Genomic DNA, 17,246 nt, shown 5'->3' on the forward strand with positions numbered 1-17,246 from the left:
TTATCAAATAACAGTAACAAATATTTCACTTTTTGATTAAATTCAACTTGCTTTTTTTCAATCAAATCATCAATTGTTCCCATAATGTTAACTATGTGATGTTGTTTTTGCAAATCGGGAACAAAAATATTAATATCTTTTAAATCGTTTAAAAAGAGACAAGGTTGAGCAGCTCCCTTAATTCTTGTATTAATTGATATTTTCCCAGTGTTTGAATGAAAAAAATAATTAAGATATTCAGACAAGATAATTGAATTATTAGGTTTTAAAATAGCGACATTGCATTGAAATTCATAATTAGGTTCCAAATCATTTATGCAAGCGGATTGACCAACTGTCCCTATTTTAGTAATAACAACATCTTTATATTCTGTTTTTGTTCTTTTTCTAATTTGAAGGAAGGTATTATTATTGATTTTTCTATCATTATCATTAATAAATATTTTTCCTCCTTTAATATTTTTGCAACTTAATAAATAACTGCTGCCATTCTCATCATCTATAACAGTTGAGTGGGTTCCATCAGTTATATTAATACATATATCATTTAACTTTTTATTAGCCATAAAATTATGAGAACATACAAAATTAAAGATTTAGGAAAAGTAATAACAGGCAAAACACCTTCAACCAAAGTAAATATATTTTGGAATTCTAATGATTTCCCTTTTATTTGTCCACCTGATATTAAAAATAATAGATATATATCAAAAAGTATTAAATATATAAGTAACTATGCACTAAATAAATTCAATTCAATAAAATTGAAAGAAAATAGTATTGTTATTAGTTGCATAGGTTATATAGGGTATGTTTCAATTACTAAAAAACTTAGTATTTCAAATCAACAAATTAATGCTATTACTAATATCAATAGAAATATAGTGTCAGAACTTTACTTATATTATCTATTACTAACAAAAAAAGATTATTTCAATAGCATAGGGCAAAATGGAACAACAATGCCCATAATTAATAAAACACTATTTGAGAACATAGAATTATCTATTCATTCTATTGAACAACAACATCACATAGTTAACACTATCCTTTATTTCATCTCTTTTTCTAAAATCTCTTTAACTTTTTCTTCTAGTTCCTTACCCTCCTTTATTAATTCAAACAATTCTGTAGAAGCTTTTCTAAGTTCATCTTGAATCTCTTCGGGTGACAATTTATTAGATTCATCTGCTCCTACATATCTTCCGGGATTTAAAGAATAATCATTCGATTTTATTTCTTCCAAACTTGCTTTTTTACAAAATCCTGGTATATCTTCTAATGTATTAGACTTAAAATCTTTATATGTTTTAACTATTTTATTAATATCTGCTTCTTCTAATACTCTAATTTTTCTATTTAAAAGCTTGCCCATAGAATCAGCATTTATAAATAAAATGTCAGTGTTAGTCTTTTCTTTATTTAGTACTCAACATTGAACTGAGATACTAACATTTGAGAATAATTTATTAGGTAAAGCTAATATAGCATCAATTTTTCCTGCTTCAATCATGGCTTTTCTAATTTTATAATCATCTTTCGTATTAGATGTAGTTGCACCGTTAGGCATAAGTATTGCAGCCTTACCATTATGTGAAAGTTTTGAATACATTAATGAAATTCAAGCATAATTTGCATTCTTCTCATCAGGTTTACCAAACTCTACTCATCTAGGGTCACCATCAAGATAAGGTTTTCAATATTCTTTTAGATTATATGGTGGATTTGCAATAATGTAATCTGCTTTTAAATTTTTATGTAAATCATCAGTAAATGAATCAGCATTTCTATCTCCAAGATTTCCTTCAAGACCACGAATAGCCAAATTCATCTTAGCCATCTTTCATGTTCCTGGATTAGATTCTTGACCATAAATTGAAATGTTGTCGATTAATCCTTGATGTTTTTTTACAAATTTTGAACATTGTACAAACATTCCGCCCGAACCGCAACAAGGGTCATATACTCTTCCTTTATAAGGTTCAAGTATATCAACCATAAGTTCTACTAATGATTTAGGCGTAAAGAATTCACCACCTTTGGTTGCAATATGTTTAGCAAATTCTCCAACATAATATTCATATACTTGACCAAAAAAATCACCATCAGCATCTTCCATATTTAGGTGATTAGTAAAAAAGTCAACTAATTCACCTAATGCATTTTTATCCAAATCACTTTTAGAATAAGTCTTAGGTAATATTCCCTTTAATTGATTATTATTTTTTTCGAGTTCTATAAATGCATTATCAATTACTTGACCTAAATCAACCTGCTTAGAATGTGATGCTACATAACTTCATAGTGAATTTTTAGGTACAATAAAAACATGGTCGGCAATATAATAATCATCTTCTTTTTCACTACCATCACCATTTTTCTTTAATTCATTATATTTGGCAATGTATTTATCACTAACATATTTTAAGAAAACAAGCCCTAAAACTACATTTTTATAATCAGCCGGGTCTACTTTATCTCTAAGTTTTTCAGCTGCTTTTCATAAAATATTTTCATCAATAATTTGAGACATTATTTATTTTTCCACTCTCTTTCAAACTCCATTCAATGTTTTTATAATAAATTTATTTAATCAGTTTCTTTTATAACTTATTTTATCAATTAAATTGATAATAGTTTTTATCAAAATTGTATTAATTAATTTTACTATGAAAACGCAACTTTTACTTAAATGAAGGTTATGCTATTTTTATTTTTTTCTTATTGCAAATAATAAAAACACTAATTTATAATGTTATGTAAATTAGTGAACTTCATAATTATTTATGTTAATGATTATTGTTTAAATTACGTTTTAAATTTAATACATTGAAAATTAGGTGTTGTCCAAAATTTAAGGGTTTGATTGAAAAAAAATAGATTAAATAAATTTATCTTTGCAAGATGAACAACTTCCTAAACTTAATATAATATTTACTTTTTTTACCCTTCTTATAGTGTTTTTTTTATAAGGCGGATATAATTAAATTAAGGAGAGAAAAATTATATGTATTCAAATTTATCGACTTTTGACAATTTTTCGATACTTTTAGAATTAAATAGAAACAAAGAATTAAGAAAAAAGACAAAACCACAAGGATTATTTTTCTTAAACATTGTTAATGTTTTTATATTCTTTGGCATACTTCTATTTAATATTATTTATTATTATACTATTACCAAGAAAGCATCATCTGATGATTTTAGTAAAAATAGTAAAGTGTTTTTACTTATAAAATTAACAATTTTATTTGTATTTTACTTATTTAACACATTTTTAATTGGAACTTTGTTGCATAAAAAATTAGATCTTCTAAAAGAAGAAAATATTGAATATTTGAATTCAAAAGGTTATTACTTGATTTATTGTTATTTAAACAATACAAAAATAAACCGTATAAACTTTTTGAACAAAATTTTTAACACTACCATTTGAATTTATTATCTTTCAATGGAAGTTATGGCATTTTCTAGTGCTAAATTACATGCGGATAATATAAGAATTGCAAATACTTTTGCAATCATATTTTTGGTTAAATTATTTGTAAATTTTGTTTCGCCTTTTATTTTATATGCCAAAATATTTGAAACTAATCCAAAATGTAAATTAAATTCGACTATTGGTAATTTTGTTTCAGCACTTTGAATTTATATCTATTTTTGATTTTATGGAACATTGTTTGTACTATTTAACTATTTAACAATTTATTTTAGTGTAAGTAAAATGTCATTTGTTTCACTAATTTATGCAACGCTTTTCACATTACCCTTTTTCTATTTTGCAAAGGTTGTTGCACTTTTGGTGTTATATAGAAAAGAACAAAGTAAATTAAAATATTTATTCATCTTCTTACCATTATTTATATTTCCACTGCCATCTGTAAAATAAAATAATACTTGTTATTACCACTAAATTGTTATTTATTGGCATTTTTATTTGTCTTTAATGTTATAACTAAATCATCAGACAAAACCTTAAATTAGTTATTGATATAATTTTATATATATAGGAGATTAAATGATATTGTTAACAAACCAAATAGTTTATGAACAAAAATTAGAGATATATGAAAAATATGATAAATTAAAAGTTGAAGTCATTGAAAAAGTTCCATGATTAAGACAGATGAGTGAATATTTCTTTTTTCAATCATTAGTATTTACAATTGGAACAATGCATAATGAAAGATGGTTAAAAAATTTATTTATTAAAATAGATAAAAAAATACTTGAATTTATCATTACGTGAGATGAATCTATTGTAAATTACAAATATTATACTGTTGGTCAATTACAAGTTGCAATAAATAAAATAGATGAAGTTATTGAATTGCTTGGTCCAAAATTAAATAAATTAAAGCAAGCTTGTCCTCCGCCGGTACTTAAACATTGAACATATGCAAATGACTTATATGAATTTTTTACTAAAGAAAAATCAAAATTAGTTGACTATAGAAGTTCTTATATAAGTTCACGTATAAAACGTTTTGGTGGTTCGCTAATATTAAGAAATAATAATGATATAGTTCAACCTTCATATAGAATTTTATTTGAATCATTAGATCCAAGAATTATTATAAATCCTCAGGATGGTTCAATTATAGAAATAAGAGAAGGTTTGTAATATGAGCTTAAAGAAAAATGTTATTTTTACATTATCAATATCCTCATTACCTGTATTACCGTTAACTTTAATATCTTGTTCAAATACAAAAGAAATAACTTCTTTGATTACCAAACTAGAAGATCAAAATCTTGATTTATTTACATTGAATATAACTAATTCCTTTGGAAATTTAATTGATACTTCTAATAATAAAAGTTGATTTGAAGAAAATAAACCACTATTTGCAAGTGCTGTATCATTAGCTAGCGGGCTAAATAATTTGCCAAAGAATGTAAGTGAAAAAGAATATGCAAATCTAAAGAAAAACTTTTTAAATTTCTTTTATGATAGCAAAATAAAAGATGATTTAACTAATGATCAATTAAACGAAATGATAAAAGAAAAAGGTTTTTCTGATGTTATTAGAAAAAATAGTTTGATAGTATTAAATACACACAAAGAATACACTGAATTTACTAAACCATTTTGAGAAAATAATGCAACACTTGACAAAATAAAAGCAAATTTAGATAAAAAATACACCAAAGAATATTTTGATACTAAGTCTGTTATTTTGATTGCTAATGTTCCTAAAATAATAGCTGATTTTTCAGAAGAGAACAATGCGGTTATAGGTTTTGATGTTCAAAATGTTACAATGCATAAAACTAGCAAAAAAGTTTCATTGAATTTAAATATTTCTCATTACTTACAAACAAAATCTTCAAATAATAATCAAAGTTCAAATTTAATTTCCAATAATTTCACCATTGAAATAAAGAAAACTGAGTTAAGCAATATTTCCAAAATTTGAGTCAATGGAAATATAAACAATATAGGTTGATTTAGCCAATACAAAAAATAATTTCTCATATATATAAGAATTATAAGAATCACTAAATTGCATTTGGTGGTTTTTTATTTCACTACAACCTAGCATCCTCTATTATTTCTAAGTCCCAAAACTAAAGTATTTGTGATAAAATAAGTTAGACAAATATCAATAATGATTTATTGAGGCACATATGAAACAAATTAAAAAAGATAATTTATTAAAAAACATTAAGTTAGAAGAATATTTAAAAACCACTCCAAATGTAGAAGGATATTTTGGTGAATATGGTGGAAATTATTTGGATGATGAAATGAAAGTTATTTTTCAAACTCTTGCAAACGAGTATGCAAAAATATCACAAAGTTCATTTTTTAAAGAAGAATTAAATGCGATTAGAAAAAATCTTCAAGGGCGTCCAACACCGATTTATTTTTGCAAGAATTTAAGTGCCAAAATTGGAAAAGTTAAAATCTTTTTAAAACGTGAAGATTTAAATGAAGGTGGTTCACATAAGTTTAATCACTGCATCGCAGAAGCATTGATTGCTAAAATGTTAGGTAAAAAGAAAATTATTGCTGAAACTGGAGCAGGTTCTCATGGAGCTGCTATTGCAGCGGCTGCAGCTCATTTTGGATTAGAATGTGAAATTCATATGGGTAAAATTGATATTGAAAAGCAAAGACCTAATGTTGAAAAAATGCAAATTTTAGGGGCTAAAATAATCCCTGTAACGCATGGTAATCAAACACTAAAAGAAGCAGTAGATTCAGCTTTTGAAAGTTATAAAAAAGAATACAAGACCGCAATGTATTGCATCGGTTCAACCGTAGGCCCTCATCCCTTTCCTAAAATGATAAGAGATTTTCAGATGTGTATAGGAGAAGAATCTAAAGAACAATTTGCTGCTCAATACAATAAACTTCCTGATTATGTTATAGCTTGTGTTGGTGGTGGTTCTAATTCAGCTGGAAGTTTTATTCCCTTTTTATTTAGCGATACTAAATTAATTGGAGTTGAACCTTTAGGTAAAGGTTCGGGTGAAGGTGAAAATGCGGCTACTCTTAATTTTGGTAAAGATGGAATTTTGCACGGTTTTAAATCAATTTTATTGCAAAATCAAAATGGAGAACCTTCGCCAGTTTATTCAATCGCATCAGGTTTAGATTATCCATCAGTTGGTCCAGAACATGCTTATTTAAAGAAAAATAAATTAGTTGAATATGTTGCGATTGATGATGCTGATGCACTAGAAGCTTTTTTAATGCTAGCTAATAGTGAAGGTATAATTCCAGCAATAGAATCATCGCATGCTCTTGCTTATGCTATAAAACTTGCAAAACAGCATAAAGATAAAGACATTGACATTTTAGTTACCTTATCAGGTAAAGGAGATAAGGATCTAGAATTTTTGTTAAGTGAATATAGCAAAGAAATAAAAGCATTTAGAAATAGATAAATGCTAGTCATTATAAGATTAGACAAATAAAAAAGCTTTATTGGGTTATTCGCCTTTTAAAGCTTTTTTATATTTTGCAACTTCTTCAAGATTGTTTTTGAAAAGTGTTTCGAGAATTTTAAATGCAAATTCAAAAGTAGCATAAGGACTACGTCCTGTTACAATGTTTCCATCTACTGTAGCAAGTGCTTCGGTTCTTTTTGCACCAAATAAAAAAGGTGTGTCGATTGGATAAGAACTATATGAAATATTGTCATCAATGATTTTGTTTTCATATAAAACATTAGGAGCATCACAAATTGCAAAGATATATTTTTGTTTGTTAGCTCTGAATTTTTTGATTATTTCAATAGATTTAGTGTCTTTTCTTAATGTTTGTGCGCCTTTACCACCAGGAATAAAAATGGCGTCATATTCATCAAAATTAAAGGTATGTTCTACATCAAGTTTTAAAACATTGCATTGACCAACAACTTGTTTTATTGTAGAATCGGGATTATAAATTGTGATTTTAGAAATGCTAGGTCATTTGCTTAAAATAGCAAGTGTGGTGCCAAGTTCTATATCATTAAAATGATTATGTACTAATACTAATATTTTCATAAATTTTAGTTATTTATTACATTTTTTCAGGAATGTCTAAGTCCATTAAAGCCATAGCGTTTGCTAAAACAGTTTTTGTAGCAAGTACTAATGCTACTAAACTTTCTTCATTTTTGTCGCCTATAACTTTAGTGTTTGAATAAAATGAGTTAAATGAATTAGCTAGTTTTAATAAATAGTGAGGAAGCAAGTTAACTTTATAAGTTTTTGCCATTGTTTCAATTAAATCAGGATATTCTAGTAAGTCATTAACTAGTTTTTTGGTGTATTTGTCTTCAAGCGATTTAGCAGTAGGGTTTTTATATTTTACTTTGCTTAATAATTGGCAACAACGAGCGTGAGCATATTTGATGATGTACATTGGGTTAGTTTCGTTTGCATCATTAACTTTAGCAATATCAAAATCAATTTTTGAATTATAAGATCTTTCAATTAAAAAGAAACGAATAGCATCTTTTCCAACAAGATCAAGTAGTTCATAAAGAGTAAGTGAAGTTCCTAAACGCTTAGACATTTTAACTTCTTTACCATCTTTTACAACTCTTAGTAGTTGGAATAAAATCATTTCAATTTGATCTCTTCTGTATCCTAGATCTTCAAATGAAAATTTTACACGTTCAACATATCCAGAGTGGTCAGCTCCTCAGATATCAATGATCTTACCGTGCTTTTTATCTTTAAGTTCTTCAAATTTTTGCGCGTGGTAGGCAATATCAGCACATAGATAAGTAGAATCACCATTACTTTTAATAATAACTCTATCTTTATCGTCTTTCCCGCCTTTTGTTGTAGCTAGTCAAGTAGCACCATCTTTTTTATAAGTTGTTTTTAACTTATTGATATAAGGTCATACACGATTAAGTTTATATTGTTCGGTTTCTGAAGTATATAAGTCAAATCATACATTAAAACGTTGTAAATCGATTTCAATGTATTTAAGAGCAATTTTTCTTCCGTATTCTCTGAAAAAGTCTCTAATTTCATCAGTATAAGCTACACCTTTGTATTTATCTTTATATTCTTTATAAAATTCCTTGACAAAGTCAATTATATCTCCACCACGGTAGCAATCTTCTGGCATTGGAAAATCTTTATCAAAGATTTGTTGGTATCTACTATAAATAGAAGATGCTAAATTATTCATTTGATTTCCATAATCATTTACCAAATACTCACGAATTACCCTATGACCTGCTTTTTCAAGAACATTACATAATGTAGCACCAATAGCTGCATTTCTAGCATGTCCAATGTGTAATCTTCCAGTAGGATTTGCTGAAACAAATTCTACATTGATTGCACCTTTTTTAACAGTCGCACTTCCGAATTTATCTTTTAATTTGTTGATTGTATTAACTGCATCTACAATTTCATTATTAGTTACTCAGAAATTAATAAATCCAGGTAAAGCAGCTTCTACTTTGGAAATTACAGGAGATTTTTCTGCTTCAATAAGTTTACAAAACTCATTTGCAATTTCAATTGCAGGTTTTTTTAGTTCTTTTTGAAGCAATAAAGGTAAATTAGTTGAAAAGTCTCCGTGGTTTTTTGATTCGGTTAAAGTGATATCTTTTTGTATATTTAATTTTGAAAGTGTCTTCGCCAAAATGGCAATAATCATTTGTTTAGTACTTGTGTTCATAGTATATAAATTATAATATATTTACCAATTTTAAAATATAATAATTAACTATGAAGAAATGCTATTATTTGTGTGGTCCAACAGTATATAACAAGTGTCATATTGGCAATTTACGTCCTATTTTAACTTTTGATTTAATGATTAGAAGCCAGAAATATTTAGGTGAAAATATTTCGTTTTTGCATAATATAACTGATATTGACGACAAAATAATTAATAAAGCCATTGAAACCAATAAAACTGAAAAAGAAATAAGTGAAGAATATACAAAATACTATTTTGACCAACTGAAAAATTTTAATGTTGAGTTTTCAAATATTAAAATTGTTAAAGTTACTGATGAAATAAAAGATTTATGTTCTTACATTCAAAAAATAATTGATAAAGGCTATGCTTATCCAATTGGTCAAAATATCTTTTTTGATGTAATCAAACTAAAAGATGAATATGGCAAAATCAGCGGTCAGGATTTAAGCAAACTTAAATACGAAGAAGGCGAAATTTCAAAGCGTCACCCTGCTGATTTTGCACTTTGAAAAGAAACTAATGTGGGAATTAAATTTGATTCTCCTTTTGGTTTGGGGCGTCCTGGATGACACACTGAATGTAGTTTATTTATTGATAAATACTTTGATGGAGAAACCATTGACATTCATGGAGGAGGAATTGATTTAATTTTTCCACACCATGAAAATGAAAATATTCAACATTTTGCTCTTCATCAAAAACCTATTGCTAAAAAATGAATTCATTTTGGTACATTAAATTACAATAATCAAAAAATGTCTAAATCAATAGGGAATATAATTTATCCTGATTCTTTTTTAGAAAAATATAGTGCTGATAGTTATCGTCTTTTACTGCTTACAACTAATTATGCAAAACCTATTATGGTTACAGATGAATTAATGCAAACTAATAATGCCATAATTTTGAAATTTGAAAAATTGTGAAATAAGTATCAACTTGAAAAAAATGATGCTAAACTAGATTTAGAAAAAATTAAGGTAGTAATGCAAGATGCATCTAATCTTGAATTTGCAAAAGCTTATAAAAATCTACTTGAACTTTCAAAACGTGTTGAAACACTACCTTCATTTTTTGAAGTTATGAGAATTTTAGGGTTTAATTTTCCAAATAAAAAACTATCTAAAAAAACTATTGAAACTTATGAAAAATGAAAAGAATTAGTTGCTCAAAAAGACTATACAAAAGCTGATGAATTAAGAAAAATGCTAATTGAAGAAAATATAATTTAATGTAATTAAAACACTTGGAGGCAAAATGAGTAAATATATTTATGGTAAAAATTCAGTTTTAGATGCAATCAAAAACGCCTTGCCTATCAAAAAACTTTATTTGCAGCATGGCATTAAATTACATTCAAGTGTTAAAAATGTTCAGTTTCTAAATGCAACCGAACTCAATAAATTAATTAATGGAAACCATCAAGGCTATATTGCTGAAATTGAAGAATTTAAATATTATGATATTGGAAGCATTACAAAAGATAAGCCACAAGTTGTTCTTGTCTTAGACCACATTCAAGATCCACAAAATTTTGGTGCAATATTGCGTTCAGCAAATTGCTTTGCAGTGCAACATATTATAATTCCTAAAAATCGTGCTTGCGATATAACACCTACGGTGTTAAAAGTTTCATCTGGTGGATTTAATAATGCCAAAATTATAAAAGTAGCATCGCTACAAGATGCAATTAATTTGTTGAAAAAAAATGGGTTTTGAATTTATGCTTCTGCTTTAAGCGATAAATCAAAACCGTTAAGTAAAACAAAATTTGTTTGTCCGATTGCACTAATTGTGGGAAATGAAGAAATAGGAGTTTCTACAACGCTGCAAAAACAAGCAGATGAAATTATAAAAATAGAACAATATGGTAGCGTGCAATCACTTAATGTTTCAGTTGCTACTGGAATATTGCTACATCAAATAACAAATAAATTAAAGGAAGAAACTAATGAATAATTTAGCTAAAAAATTTGAAGAATTTTGAAAAATTTTAAGTCAATATGAATATATAACTTTATGTACTCACATTGAACCTGATGGAGATACGCTGGGAAGTGCAATAGCATTACAAAATTTAATAAAATTAAATTCTAAAAAATGTAAAGAAGTAAAAATTTCAGGTGGAGATTATCCAAGAAATTTATCTTTTATTATAAATGAGCCTATTTCACTAGTTTCAGATGAATATTTTGCTAAATCATTAAAAATTGTTGTTGACACTTCTACTAAATCACGTATTTTCGATAAAAGAGTGGTTCCACAAGAATCGCTTAAATTAGATCACCATCCTTGTGAAGAAAAATGATTATATGAAATTGGCGGAGACTATTGACCTGCCGCAGGTCAAGTAGTTGCTAATTTAGCAAAAACTTTGAAGCTAAAAGTTAATCAAAAAGCCATCGAAGGTATGGCGATGGCTATAATTACTGACACTAGCAATTTTACTGAAAGAAATATATCAACAGAAACATTTGAAATGATGGTTTATTTAATGGAAAACAAATTAAATTATGCTGAACTTATCAAAAATATGCAACTTAACACTGATGAAATTAACCAAATTTTTGAAGTTTGCCAAAACCGCAAAACTGAAGGATTAGTGACTTATGCTATAAGTGAAAAAGTTGTAACTAATGATATAGTAAGACCTTTAATTGCTAATTTTGTTTCATTAAGTAATAGTGAAGTTACACTTGCAGTTATGAAACAAGTGAGTGGAATTTATAGATGTAGTATCCGCTCAAGAAGTTATTATGATGTTTCAGAAGTTGCAAGAAAATTTGGCGGTGGTGGGCATAAAAATTCATCAGGCTTTAAAATATCTTCTTTAGATGAACTTCTTGAAGTAATTAAATTTATTAATCGCAAATAAAAAAAATGGCGACCACAGCAGGAGTTGAACCTGCGACATCAAACTTAGGAGGTTTGCGCTCTGTCCACTGAGCTATGTAGCCGTTTAAAAATTAGTTTAATTATTATACAACTTAAAAAAACGCAATGATTTAAAGTTGTGTTTTTTTATTGTTTTTTAAATTTTTGTAGTAGGTAAAAAAGCAAAAATTTAATAATTAATTTTCTTTAAGAAAATTTGAATTTTATTTCATTTCATATTAAAGAGTACGTTTATACATTTGCGAAGTATATAATTTTAATGTAGCTTATTTTTTATTAGTTCATTATTCAAAATTATCAAATTGAAAAATTTAAACCCAAAACACCTTCAAACAATGAAATAAAAAATATAACAATATTGCCTTGAAAGGCTATTGAATTTTCATTAATCTATTTATTTAGATTGTCATATTGATATTTACTAACAATTTTATTAATTAAATTTACTAATAATGATAAAAAATTAATTGGATTTTCATTCTTATATTTAGGATTATATTTATTATCTCTTGTAATTATTTTTATATTATATGAAGCTAGTTATTTAGCAAGAACAATATCTTTATTTGCTATTTCTTCAATCCTTCCTGAAACAATGAGTACTTGAATTTATAACTTCACACCTTACAATGATTTTCTAAGACCAGAAAATATACCATTCTTACAACAAATTGTATACATTCCAAGTTTTATAGCATTTTCAGTATGCATTGCTAAAATCAAAACTCCTGAATTTATCTATATTGAAAAAGCAAAAAAATCACTCGAACAAGCAATCCAACAAAATTAATTACACTTAAAACAACATTGAAATTCAACTTTTTCAAACGCTTCAAAAAAAAGTTGAATTTTTAATAGTGTAAAAATTGAAGTTTAATTTTTAAAAATAAGCCGAAAAAAATTTTTGGCTATAATTTCCCGCCGTATGGTTTTTAACTATACAAGGAGGTAAAATTTATGAAATTAAATAAAACTCTTTTAAGTACTTTAGCTACTTTTGTCGTAATGCCAAATATGTTATTATCGGCTAAATTTAAACAAAATAAAGCTAATTTACTAAAAAAATATTCAGATTTGATTTTAAAAATTAAATCTAAAATCGATAGATATTTTTATGTAGATGAAACAATTAATTATGTAAAGAAGATAAATGATGGATATATGCTTTTTCAATTTACAGACTATTATGTAATAGTTGATGCAAATGACAATAAAATGGTTGAAGTTAAAAGAGGCTATATTGAAAAAAGTAGAAAATTTAAATATAGTATCTTTAAAAGACCAAGCAAATTATCCAAAAAGTTTAGTCGTGTAAGAAGAGCAGCATTTGTTCCAGAAGAAGATGATAAACTTTCGTTGATACCTAATATTAGCCACACTCTTAAAGAATCTTGATGATGAGCATCAAGAAATAATGAGAAAAGAGTAGGTTATACTGACCAAACTTATTTGCATGATCGTCTTTATGGCAAATGAGGTGATAGTGGGTTATGTGAATATGTTGCAATTTCTAATTTGCTTTTATATAATGAACTATTTAAAATAGGAGGATTATTTACAGATGACCAATTTAATGAATATTTTGATTATGAAATAAATCCAACTAATATAAAATACTCATCTCCTACTTTTAGATACTATCAAAATAAATTTCCTGATTATTCATTAGTGGCAAAGTTATGAAGATTAAATAACCGTAAAGTTGATTTTTATAGTTATAATGGCTACACTTTGCCAATTAATGAATTTATGAAAGATAAAATAGCATTTGAAAAATATGAATATGAATACAAGAAAGGTGCTTATTATTGACGCACGGTAGAAAATATCAAGAAGAATAATCCTGTAATTGTAAGTACAGCTAAAACAAGACATGCTTTTGTCATTTATGGTTATGATGAAGATGAAGAAATGCTTTTACTAAATTGATTGTGAGGTGATAAAGATTCTATTGTACTAGTAAATTATTGAAAACTAGCAGCTGCAGCTTCTGCACTTAAAATCTTTTTCACCGTAAAACCATCCGATGGTTTTGAATATAGAACGAAAAAACTATTTAAATACGAAAATAAATTCTACACAGGTGAAGAAATCAATGTGATGCTCAATAATCAAATTTAATAATGGCGACCATAATATGAACTTCAGACGAAGGCAACAAAATAGTTTTTTGATAATAAAAAAATGGGCGCTTTTTGCCCATTTTCATTATATATAGTGAAAAAGAAATTATTTATTTTTAGCAACAAACGCATCTAAACGGCTAGCTTTACGTGCGCCATTATTTTGGTGCAATACACCTTTTGAAACAGCTTTATCAATTTCATGATGTGCATTATTGATATATTCAATAGCTTTTTTGTCTTTAGCTTCTACAGCCTTCTTAGCTTTTTTGATAGCTGTTTTTACAGATGATTTAATTGCAGAATTACGTTTATTTGCTTTTAGATTTGATAATATGTCCTTTTGATTTGCCTTGATATTTGCCATAGTTTGGTATGCCTTTCTTGTTTATAAAAATAAATGATTTATTAATTTTAATATAAAAATCAAATTTTCATTCAATTTTAGAAAATTAATAATTTAATTTTTTGATAGTTATAAAAAATGTTATTTTATAATTTAATTACTAATTAAATTATTACTAGGTAAATTTATGTATATTAATAACATTTTCTTCATCTTATATTCAATTTCAATTATATTCACAATTCTATGGACTTTAGTTTTCAAATATTTTATTTTGAACAAATTTATGTTATTTAGAATTGAAGCTAATGAGTATTTAAAAGAAAACCGATTATTTATGCCACAAAATTTCTTGAAAAAGCAATTTTATAAAACTGCAGGTTGATATGCAATTTGAAGTATGCCAATAATTTTATTTCATACAGCGTTGGCTTTATGAGGGTTATTAGGCCAATCTTCTTCTTTGCTTGTAAATATTTTAAGTATTACAAATATATTGGCAATGCCTATAACATTATTTACAAATTATAGATTTTTATTGATTAAAAATCATTTTGATTTCTCAAGAAAAGTAATACCTGTGGCTCATTTAAATACAACTCCATTTTTTGTAAGCGCTAATGATACTAATATTGAAGAAGCATCTAAATTTAATTTAATGTTAAATGATGATGTGGTAATTAAATTTAAAAATAACTATACTAAAAAATCTTATACAATGCAAAAAATAAGTAAGATATGTTCAAAAAATGGTAAGTTAGTTGTTAATAAATTAAATGAATTTTTATATAAAGTTCCATTTCAAGTATTTGTAAATGAAAAAAAATTGGATGCTATCCAACTTTCTTTATTGAGAAATTATTTGTTTATGAAACTTAATAATTCGATGCCTTATTTTGATTAATAGTCGTATTCTGTAGTTTTACCCAAATCAGGTTCGGCATCATATTCTTGAAGTCTATTTAGTGCGTTAATATAAATTTCAAGCGAATCTTTCATTTCGGCATATGTGAAAAATTCATTTGGTCCATGCATTATATGCATAAATTCAGTTGAACCAAAAGCAACACAGTTTTTGAAAATTCTTGCATAAGTTCCACCGCCAATAGAAATAGGTTCTAATTCTGTTTGATGTTTTTCGTTATATACATTCATCAAAATTTTTACAAGCTTATTTTCTTTGCTTACATATTTTGCGGGTTTATAGCTAATAGGTTCAATGTTTATTTTTTTATTAAGAGCAGCAATATATTTTGTTAAATCACTGAAAATATTACTACGGTTAAATGAAACTGGCACACGGAAATCAAAACTAAAAACATAATATCCTGGAATTGTTTTAACAATTCCTAAATTAGCAGTTAATGTTCCTGTTTGATCTTCATATTTTTTGAAAACATTGTGCATATCAAATGTACCATCAAAAAAGTTTTCAGCCATAAACTTAATTACTGAATTAGATTTAAGTTTAGGTTCAAATTCTGCAAATCTTTTGAAAAACTTAATGATAGCATTATCCCCTTTATCGGGAGTGGAACCATGACCTGATTTTCCAATGATTTTTAAAATGTTTCTTTTAGGATCATATACAGTTTCATTTTCAGGGAAAAATGATTGCATTTCTTTTATGTTAGGATAGTAAACATAAAGTGCATCTGGTATTTGATTTATTACTTTTCCACCATCTAATACCAATCCTGGAATTGTGGGAAAAATAACATTCATATGATAAATTAATTTTTCTGCATATATTAAAGGTCAAGCACCATCAGGGGTATAGGCTACTGTTGGATGGCCAAATTCTTTTTTGTATGCTTTCATAGAAAGCATGTTGGTTTCTTCTGCTAAACCAAATACAATTCTAATTGATCAATCTTTATCCAGCAATTTATGATCTTTAATATATTTCATTGCATATATATTAATAATAGTTGGACCTTTGTCATCTAATGTACCACGTCCAAAAAGTTTGTCTTCATCTTTTATAGGTTCAAACGCTGATGAAGTTCATAGGTTTTTATTACCTTCAGGAACAACGTCAAGGTGAGTGAAGATACACATTATCTTTTCACCTTTACCAATTTGGGCAAAACCAAATCTTTTCTTTGGATCTTTATAAATTTTGAAACCAAAATCATATGCCAATTTTAGGACATAATTTAATGCTCTATTGCATTCAATGCCAAATGGATATTCAGCATCTTTGTCTTTTGACAGTTTACTAATTGAAGGAATTGCACAAAGTTTTGCAATATGATCAACCATTTGGTTGAATTCATCGTCCGACTGTTGGTATTTGATATATTCTTTCATTTATTCCCTTTAATTTATATAAGGTATATAAAGCAAATAAAAAGTATGTATTGTCATACTTTTTAATGCAAAAATTATTTTGTGGTTTTTTTGATTTCGGTTTTTGGTTTTGCAGCAGTTGCGGTTTTTTTAACAGGAGTAGCTTTCTTTGTTTCTGTTTTGGTTGCTGGTGATGTAGTTGCAACTTTTTTTGGAGCTTCTTTTTTACCTGCAGCTTCTGCTCTTGCTAAACGTCTTAATTCTCTAGCACGTTCTTTTGCTAATTTAATTCTTCTTTTTTCAGCTCTTACTTTATTTCTTAATCTAATTTCTTTACGCATGATCTATCCTTTGCTTGAATATTTTGTATTAACTATATATAAGCTTATAAGTTTTGGTTATATTAGGTTATATTAGTAAG

General features: G+C 26.7%; 17 protein-coding genes, 1 tRNA gene and 1 pseudogene. 11 read left to right on the forward strand and 8 right to left on the reverse strand.

Annotated features, from left to right (window positions below):
• On the reverse strand, nt 1–566 hold a 566-nt coding region (locus JN03_RS03585), incomplete at its 3' end, for a restriction endonuclease subunit S (protein WP_208317692.1).
• Between the two features lie 6 nt (nt 567–572).
• Between JN03_RS03585 and JN03_RS10040 the strand changes: the two are divergent.
• Nucleotides 573–1,004, forward strand: a pseudogene (locus JN03_RS10040) (restriction endonuclease subunit S); the annotation flags it as partial.
• Between the two features lie 47 nt (nt 1,005–1,051).
• Here the strand turns inward: JN03_RS10040 and JN03_RS02900 are convergent.
• Entirely contained in the window at nt 1,052–2,533 is a 1,482-nt protein-coding gene (locus JN03_RS02900; protein ID WP_134076704.1) for a type I restriction-modification system subunit M, read from the reverse strand.
• A gap of 474 nt (nt 2,534–3,007) precedes the next feature.
• Between JN03_RS02900 and JN03_RS09820 the strand changes: the two genes are divergently transcribed.
• The 4 genes from JN03_RS09820 (at nt 3,008) to trpB (ending at nt 6,897) form a co-directional block, all read left to right on the forward strand.
• Nucleotides 3,008–3,889, forward strand: coding sequence for a hypothetical protein (locus tag JN03_RS09820; protein WP_134076705.1), 882 nt, complete (start codon nt 3,008–3,010; stop codon nt 3,887–3,889).
• Nucleotides 3,890–4,018: 129 nt separating this feature from the next.
• Nucleotides 4,019–4,624 (forward strand): hypothetical protein, encoded by a 606-nt coding sequence (locus JN03_RS09825; RefSeq protein WP_134076706.1) that lies wholly within the window; start codon nt 4,019–4,021, stop codon nt 4,622–4,624.
• Between the two features lies 1 nt (nt 4,625).
• A complete protein-coding gene (locus JN03_RS09830; protein WP_134076707.1) occupies nt 4,626–5,471 on the forward strand; it encodes a hypothetical protein in 846 nt (281 codons plus the stop codon).
• Between the two features lie 160 nt (nt 5,472–5,631).
• A complete protein-coding gene (gene trpB / locus JN03_RS02920; protein WP_134076708.1) occupies nt 5,632–6,897 on the forward strand; it encodes a tryptophan synthase subunit beta in 1,266 nt (421 codons plus the stop codon).
• A gap of 45 nt (nt 6,898–6,942) precedes the next feature.
• Here trpB and JN03_RS09835 read toward each other — a convergent pair whose 3' ends face one another.
• Complete coding sequence (locus tag JN03_RS09835; RefSeq protein WP_036440980.1) at nt 6,943–7,500, reverse strand: DJ-1/PfpI family protein; 558 nt, start codon at nt 7,498–7,500, stop codon at nt 6,943–6,945.
• A gap of 16 nt (nt 7,501–7,516) precedes the next feature.
• Entirely contained in the window at nt 7,517–9,142 is a 1,626-nt protein-coding gene (gene argS, locus JN03_RS09840; RefSeq protein ID WP_134076709.1) for an arginine--tRNA ligase, read from the reverse strand.
• A 50-nt stretch (nt 9,143–9,192) separates the two neighbouring features.
• Between argS and JN03_RS02935 the strand changes: the two genes are divergently transcribed.
• Genes JN03_RS02935 through JN03_RS09845 form a run of 3 tightly spaced genes read left to right on the forward strand, consistent with a single transcriptional unit; the run spans nt 9,193 to nt 12,044 of the window.
• Entirely contained in the window at nt 9,193–10,401 is a 1,209-nt protein-coding gene (locus tag JN03_RS02935; RefSeq protein ID WP_134076710.1) for a class I tRNA ligase family protein, read from the forward strand.
• Between the two features lie 25 nt (nt 10,402–10,426).
• Nucleotides 10,427–11,128 (forward strand): 23S rRNA (guanosine(2251)-2'-O)-methyltransferase RlmB, encoded by a 702-nt coding sequence (gene rlmB, locus JN03_RS02940; protein ID WP_134076711.1) that lies wholly within the window; start codon nt 10,427–10,429, stop codon nt 11,126–11,128.
• Entirely contained in the window at nt 11,121–12,044 is a 924-nt protein-coding gene (locus JN03_RS09845; RefSeq protein WP_134076712.1) for a DHH family phosphoesterase, read from the forward strand. Before rlmB ends, JN03_RS09845 begins: the two co-directional genes overlap by 8 nt.
• A gap of 6 nt (nt 12,045–12,050) precedes the next feature.
• On the opposite strand, the gene JN03_RS02950 is transcribed toward JN03_RS09845, so the two are convergent.
• Nucleotides 12,051–12,126: transfer RNA gene (locus tag JN03_RS02950), tRNA-Arg, on the reverse strand.
• Nucleotides 12,127–12,422: 296 nt separating this feature from the next.
• Between JN03_RS02950 and JN03_RS09850 the strand changes: the two genes are divergently transcribed.
• Together JN03_RS09850 and JN03_RS09855 are read left to right on the forward strand one after the other, a co-directional pair.
• Entirely contained in the window at nt 12,423–12,854 is a 432-nt protein-coding gene (locus tag JN03_RS09850) for a hypothetical protein (protein WP_036440965.1), read from the forward strand.
• A gap of 167 nt (nt 12,855–13,021) precedes the next feature.
• The gene (locus JN03_RS09855; protein ID WP_134076713.1) at nt 13,022–14,185 is read left to right on the forward strand and encodes a putative cysteine peptidase; all 1,164 of its coding nucleotides are present in this window, start codon (nt 13,022–13,024) and stop codon (nt 14,183–14,185) included.
• 108 nt (nt 14,186–14,293) lie between these two features.
• Here the strand turns inward: JN03_RS09855 and rpsT are convergent, their stop codons facing one another.
• The gene (gene rpsT / locus JN03_RS02965; protein WP_036440961.1) at nt 14,294–14,554 is read right to left on the reverse strand and encodes a 30S ribosomal protein S20; all 261 of its coding nucleotides are present in this window, start codon (nt 14,552–14,554) and stop codon (nt 14,294–14,296) included.
• 265 nt (nt 14,555–14,819) lie between these two features.
• Here rpsT and JN03_RS02970 point away from each other — a divergent pair, with 265 nt between their 5' ends.
• Nucleotides 14,820–15,437: a hypothetical protein gene (locus JN03_RS02970; protein ID WP_134076714.1), complete on the forward strand. Its 618-nt coding sequence runs from the start codon at nt 14,820–14,822 to the stop codon at nt 15,435–15,437.
• On the opposite strand, the gene JN03_RS09860 is transcribed toward JN03_RS02970, so the two are convergent.
• Both JN03_RS09860 and JN03_RS02980 read right to left on the reverse strand, forming a co-directional pair.
• Nucleotides 15,434–16,846 carry a Sapep family Mn(2+)-dependent dipeptidase gene (locus JN03_RS09860; RefSeq protein WP_134076715.1) on the reverse strand — a complete coding sequence of 471 codons (1,413 nt, stop codon included), beginning with the start codon at nt 16,844–16,846 and terminating at the stop codon, nt 15,434–15,436. The genes JN03_RS02970 and JN03_RS09860 overlap by 4 nt on opposite strands.
• Nucleotides 16,847–16,920: 74 nt before the next feature.
• The gene (locus tag JN03_RS02980; RefSeq protein ID WP_134076716.1) at nt 16,921–17,166 is read right to left on the reverse strand and encodes a hypothetical protein; all 246 of its coding nucleotides are present in this window, start codon (nt 17,164–17,166) and stop codon (nt 16,921–16,923) included.
• Nucleotides 17,167–17,246: the final 80 nt, after the last annotated feature.

Origin of the sequence: Metamycoplasma hyosynoviae, assembly GCF_004365165.1 — a bacterium.
Taxonomy (GTDB): Bacteria; Bacillota_I; Bacilli_A; order Mycoplasmatales; family Metamycoplasmataceae; genus Metamycoplasma; species Metamycoplasma hyosynoviae.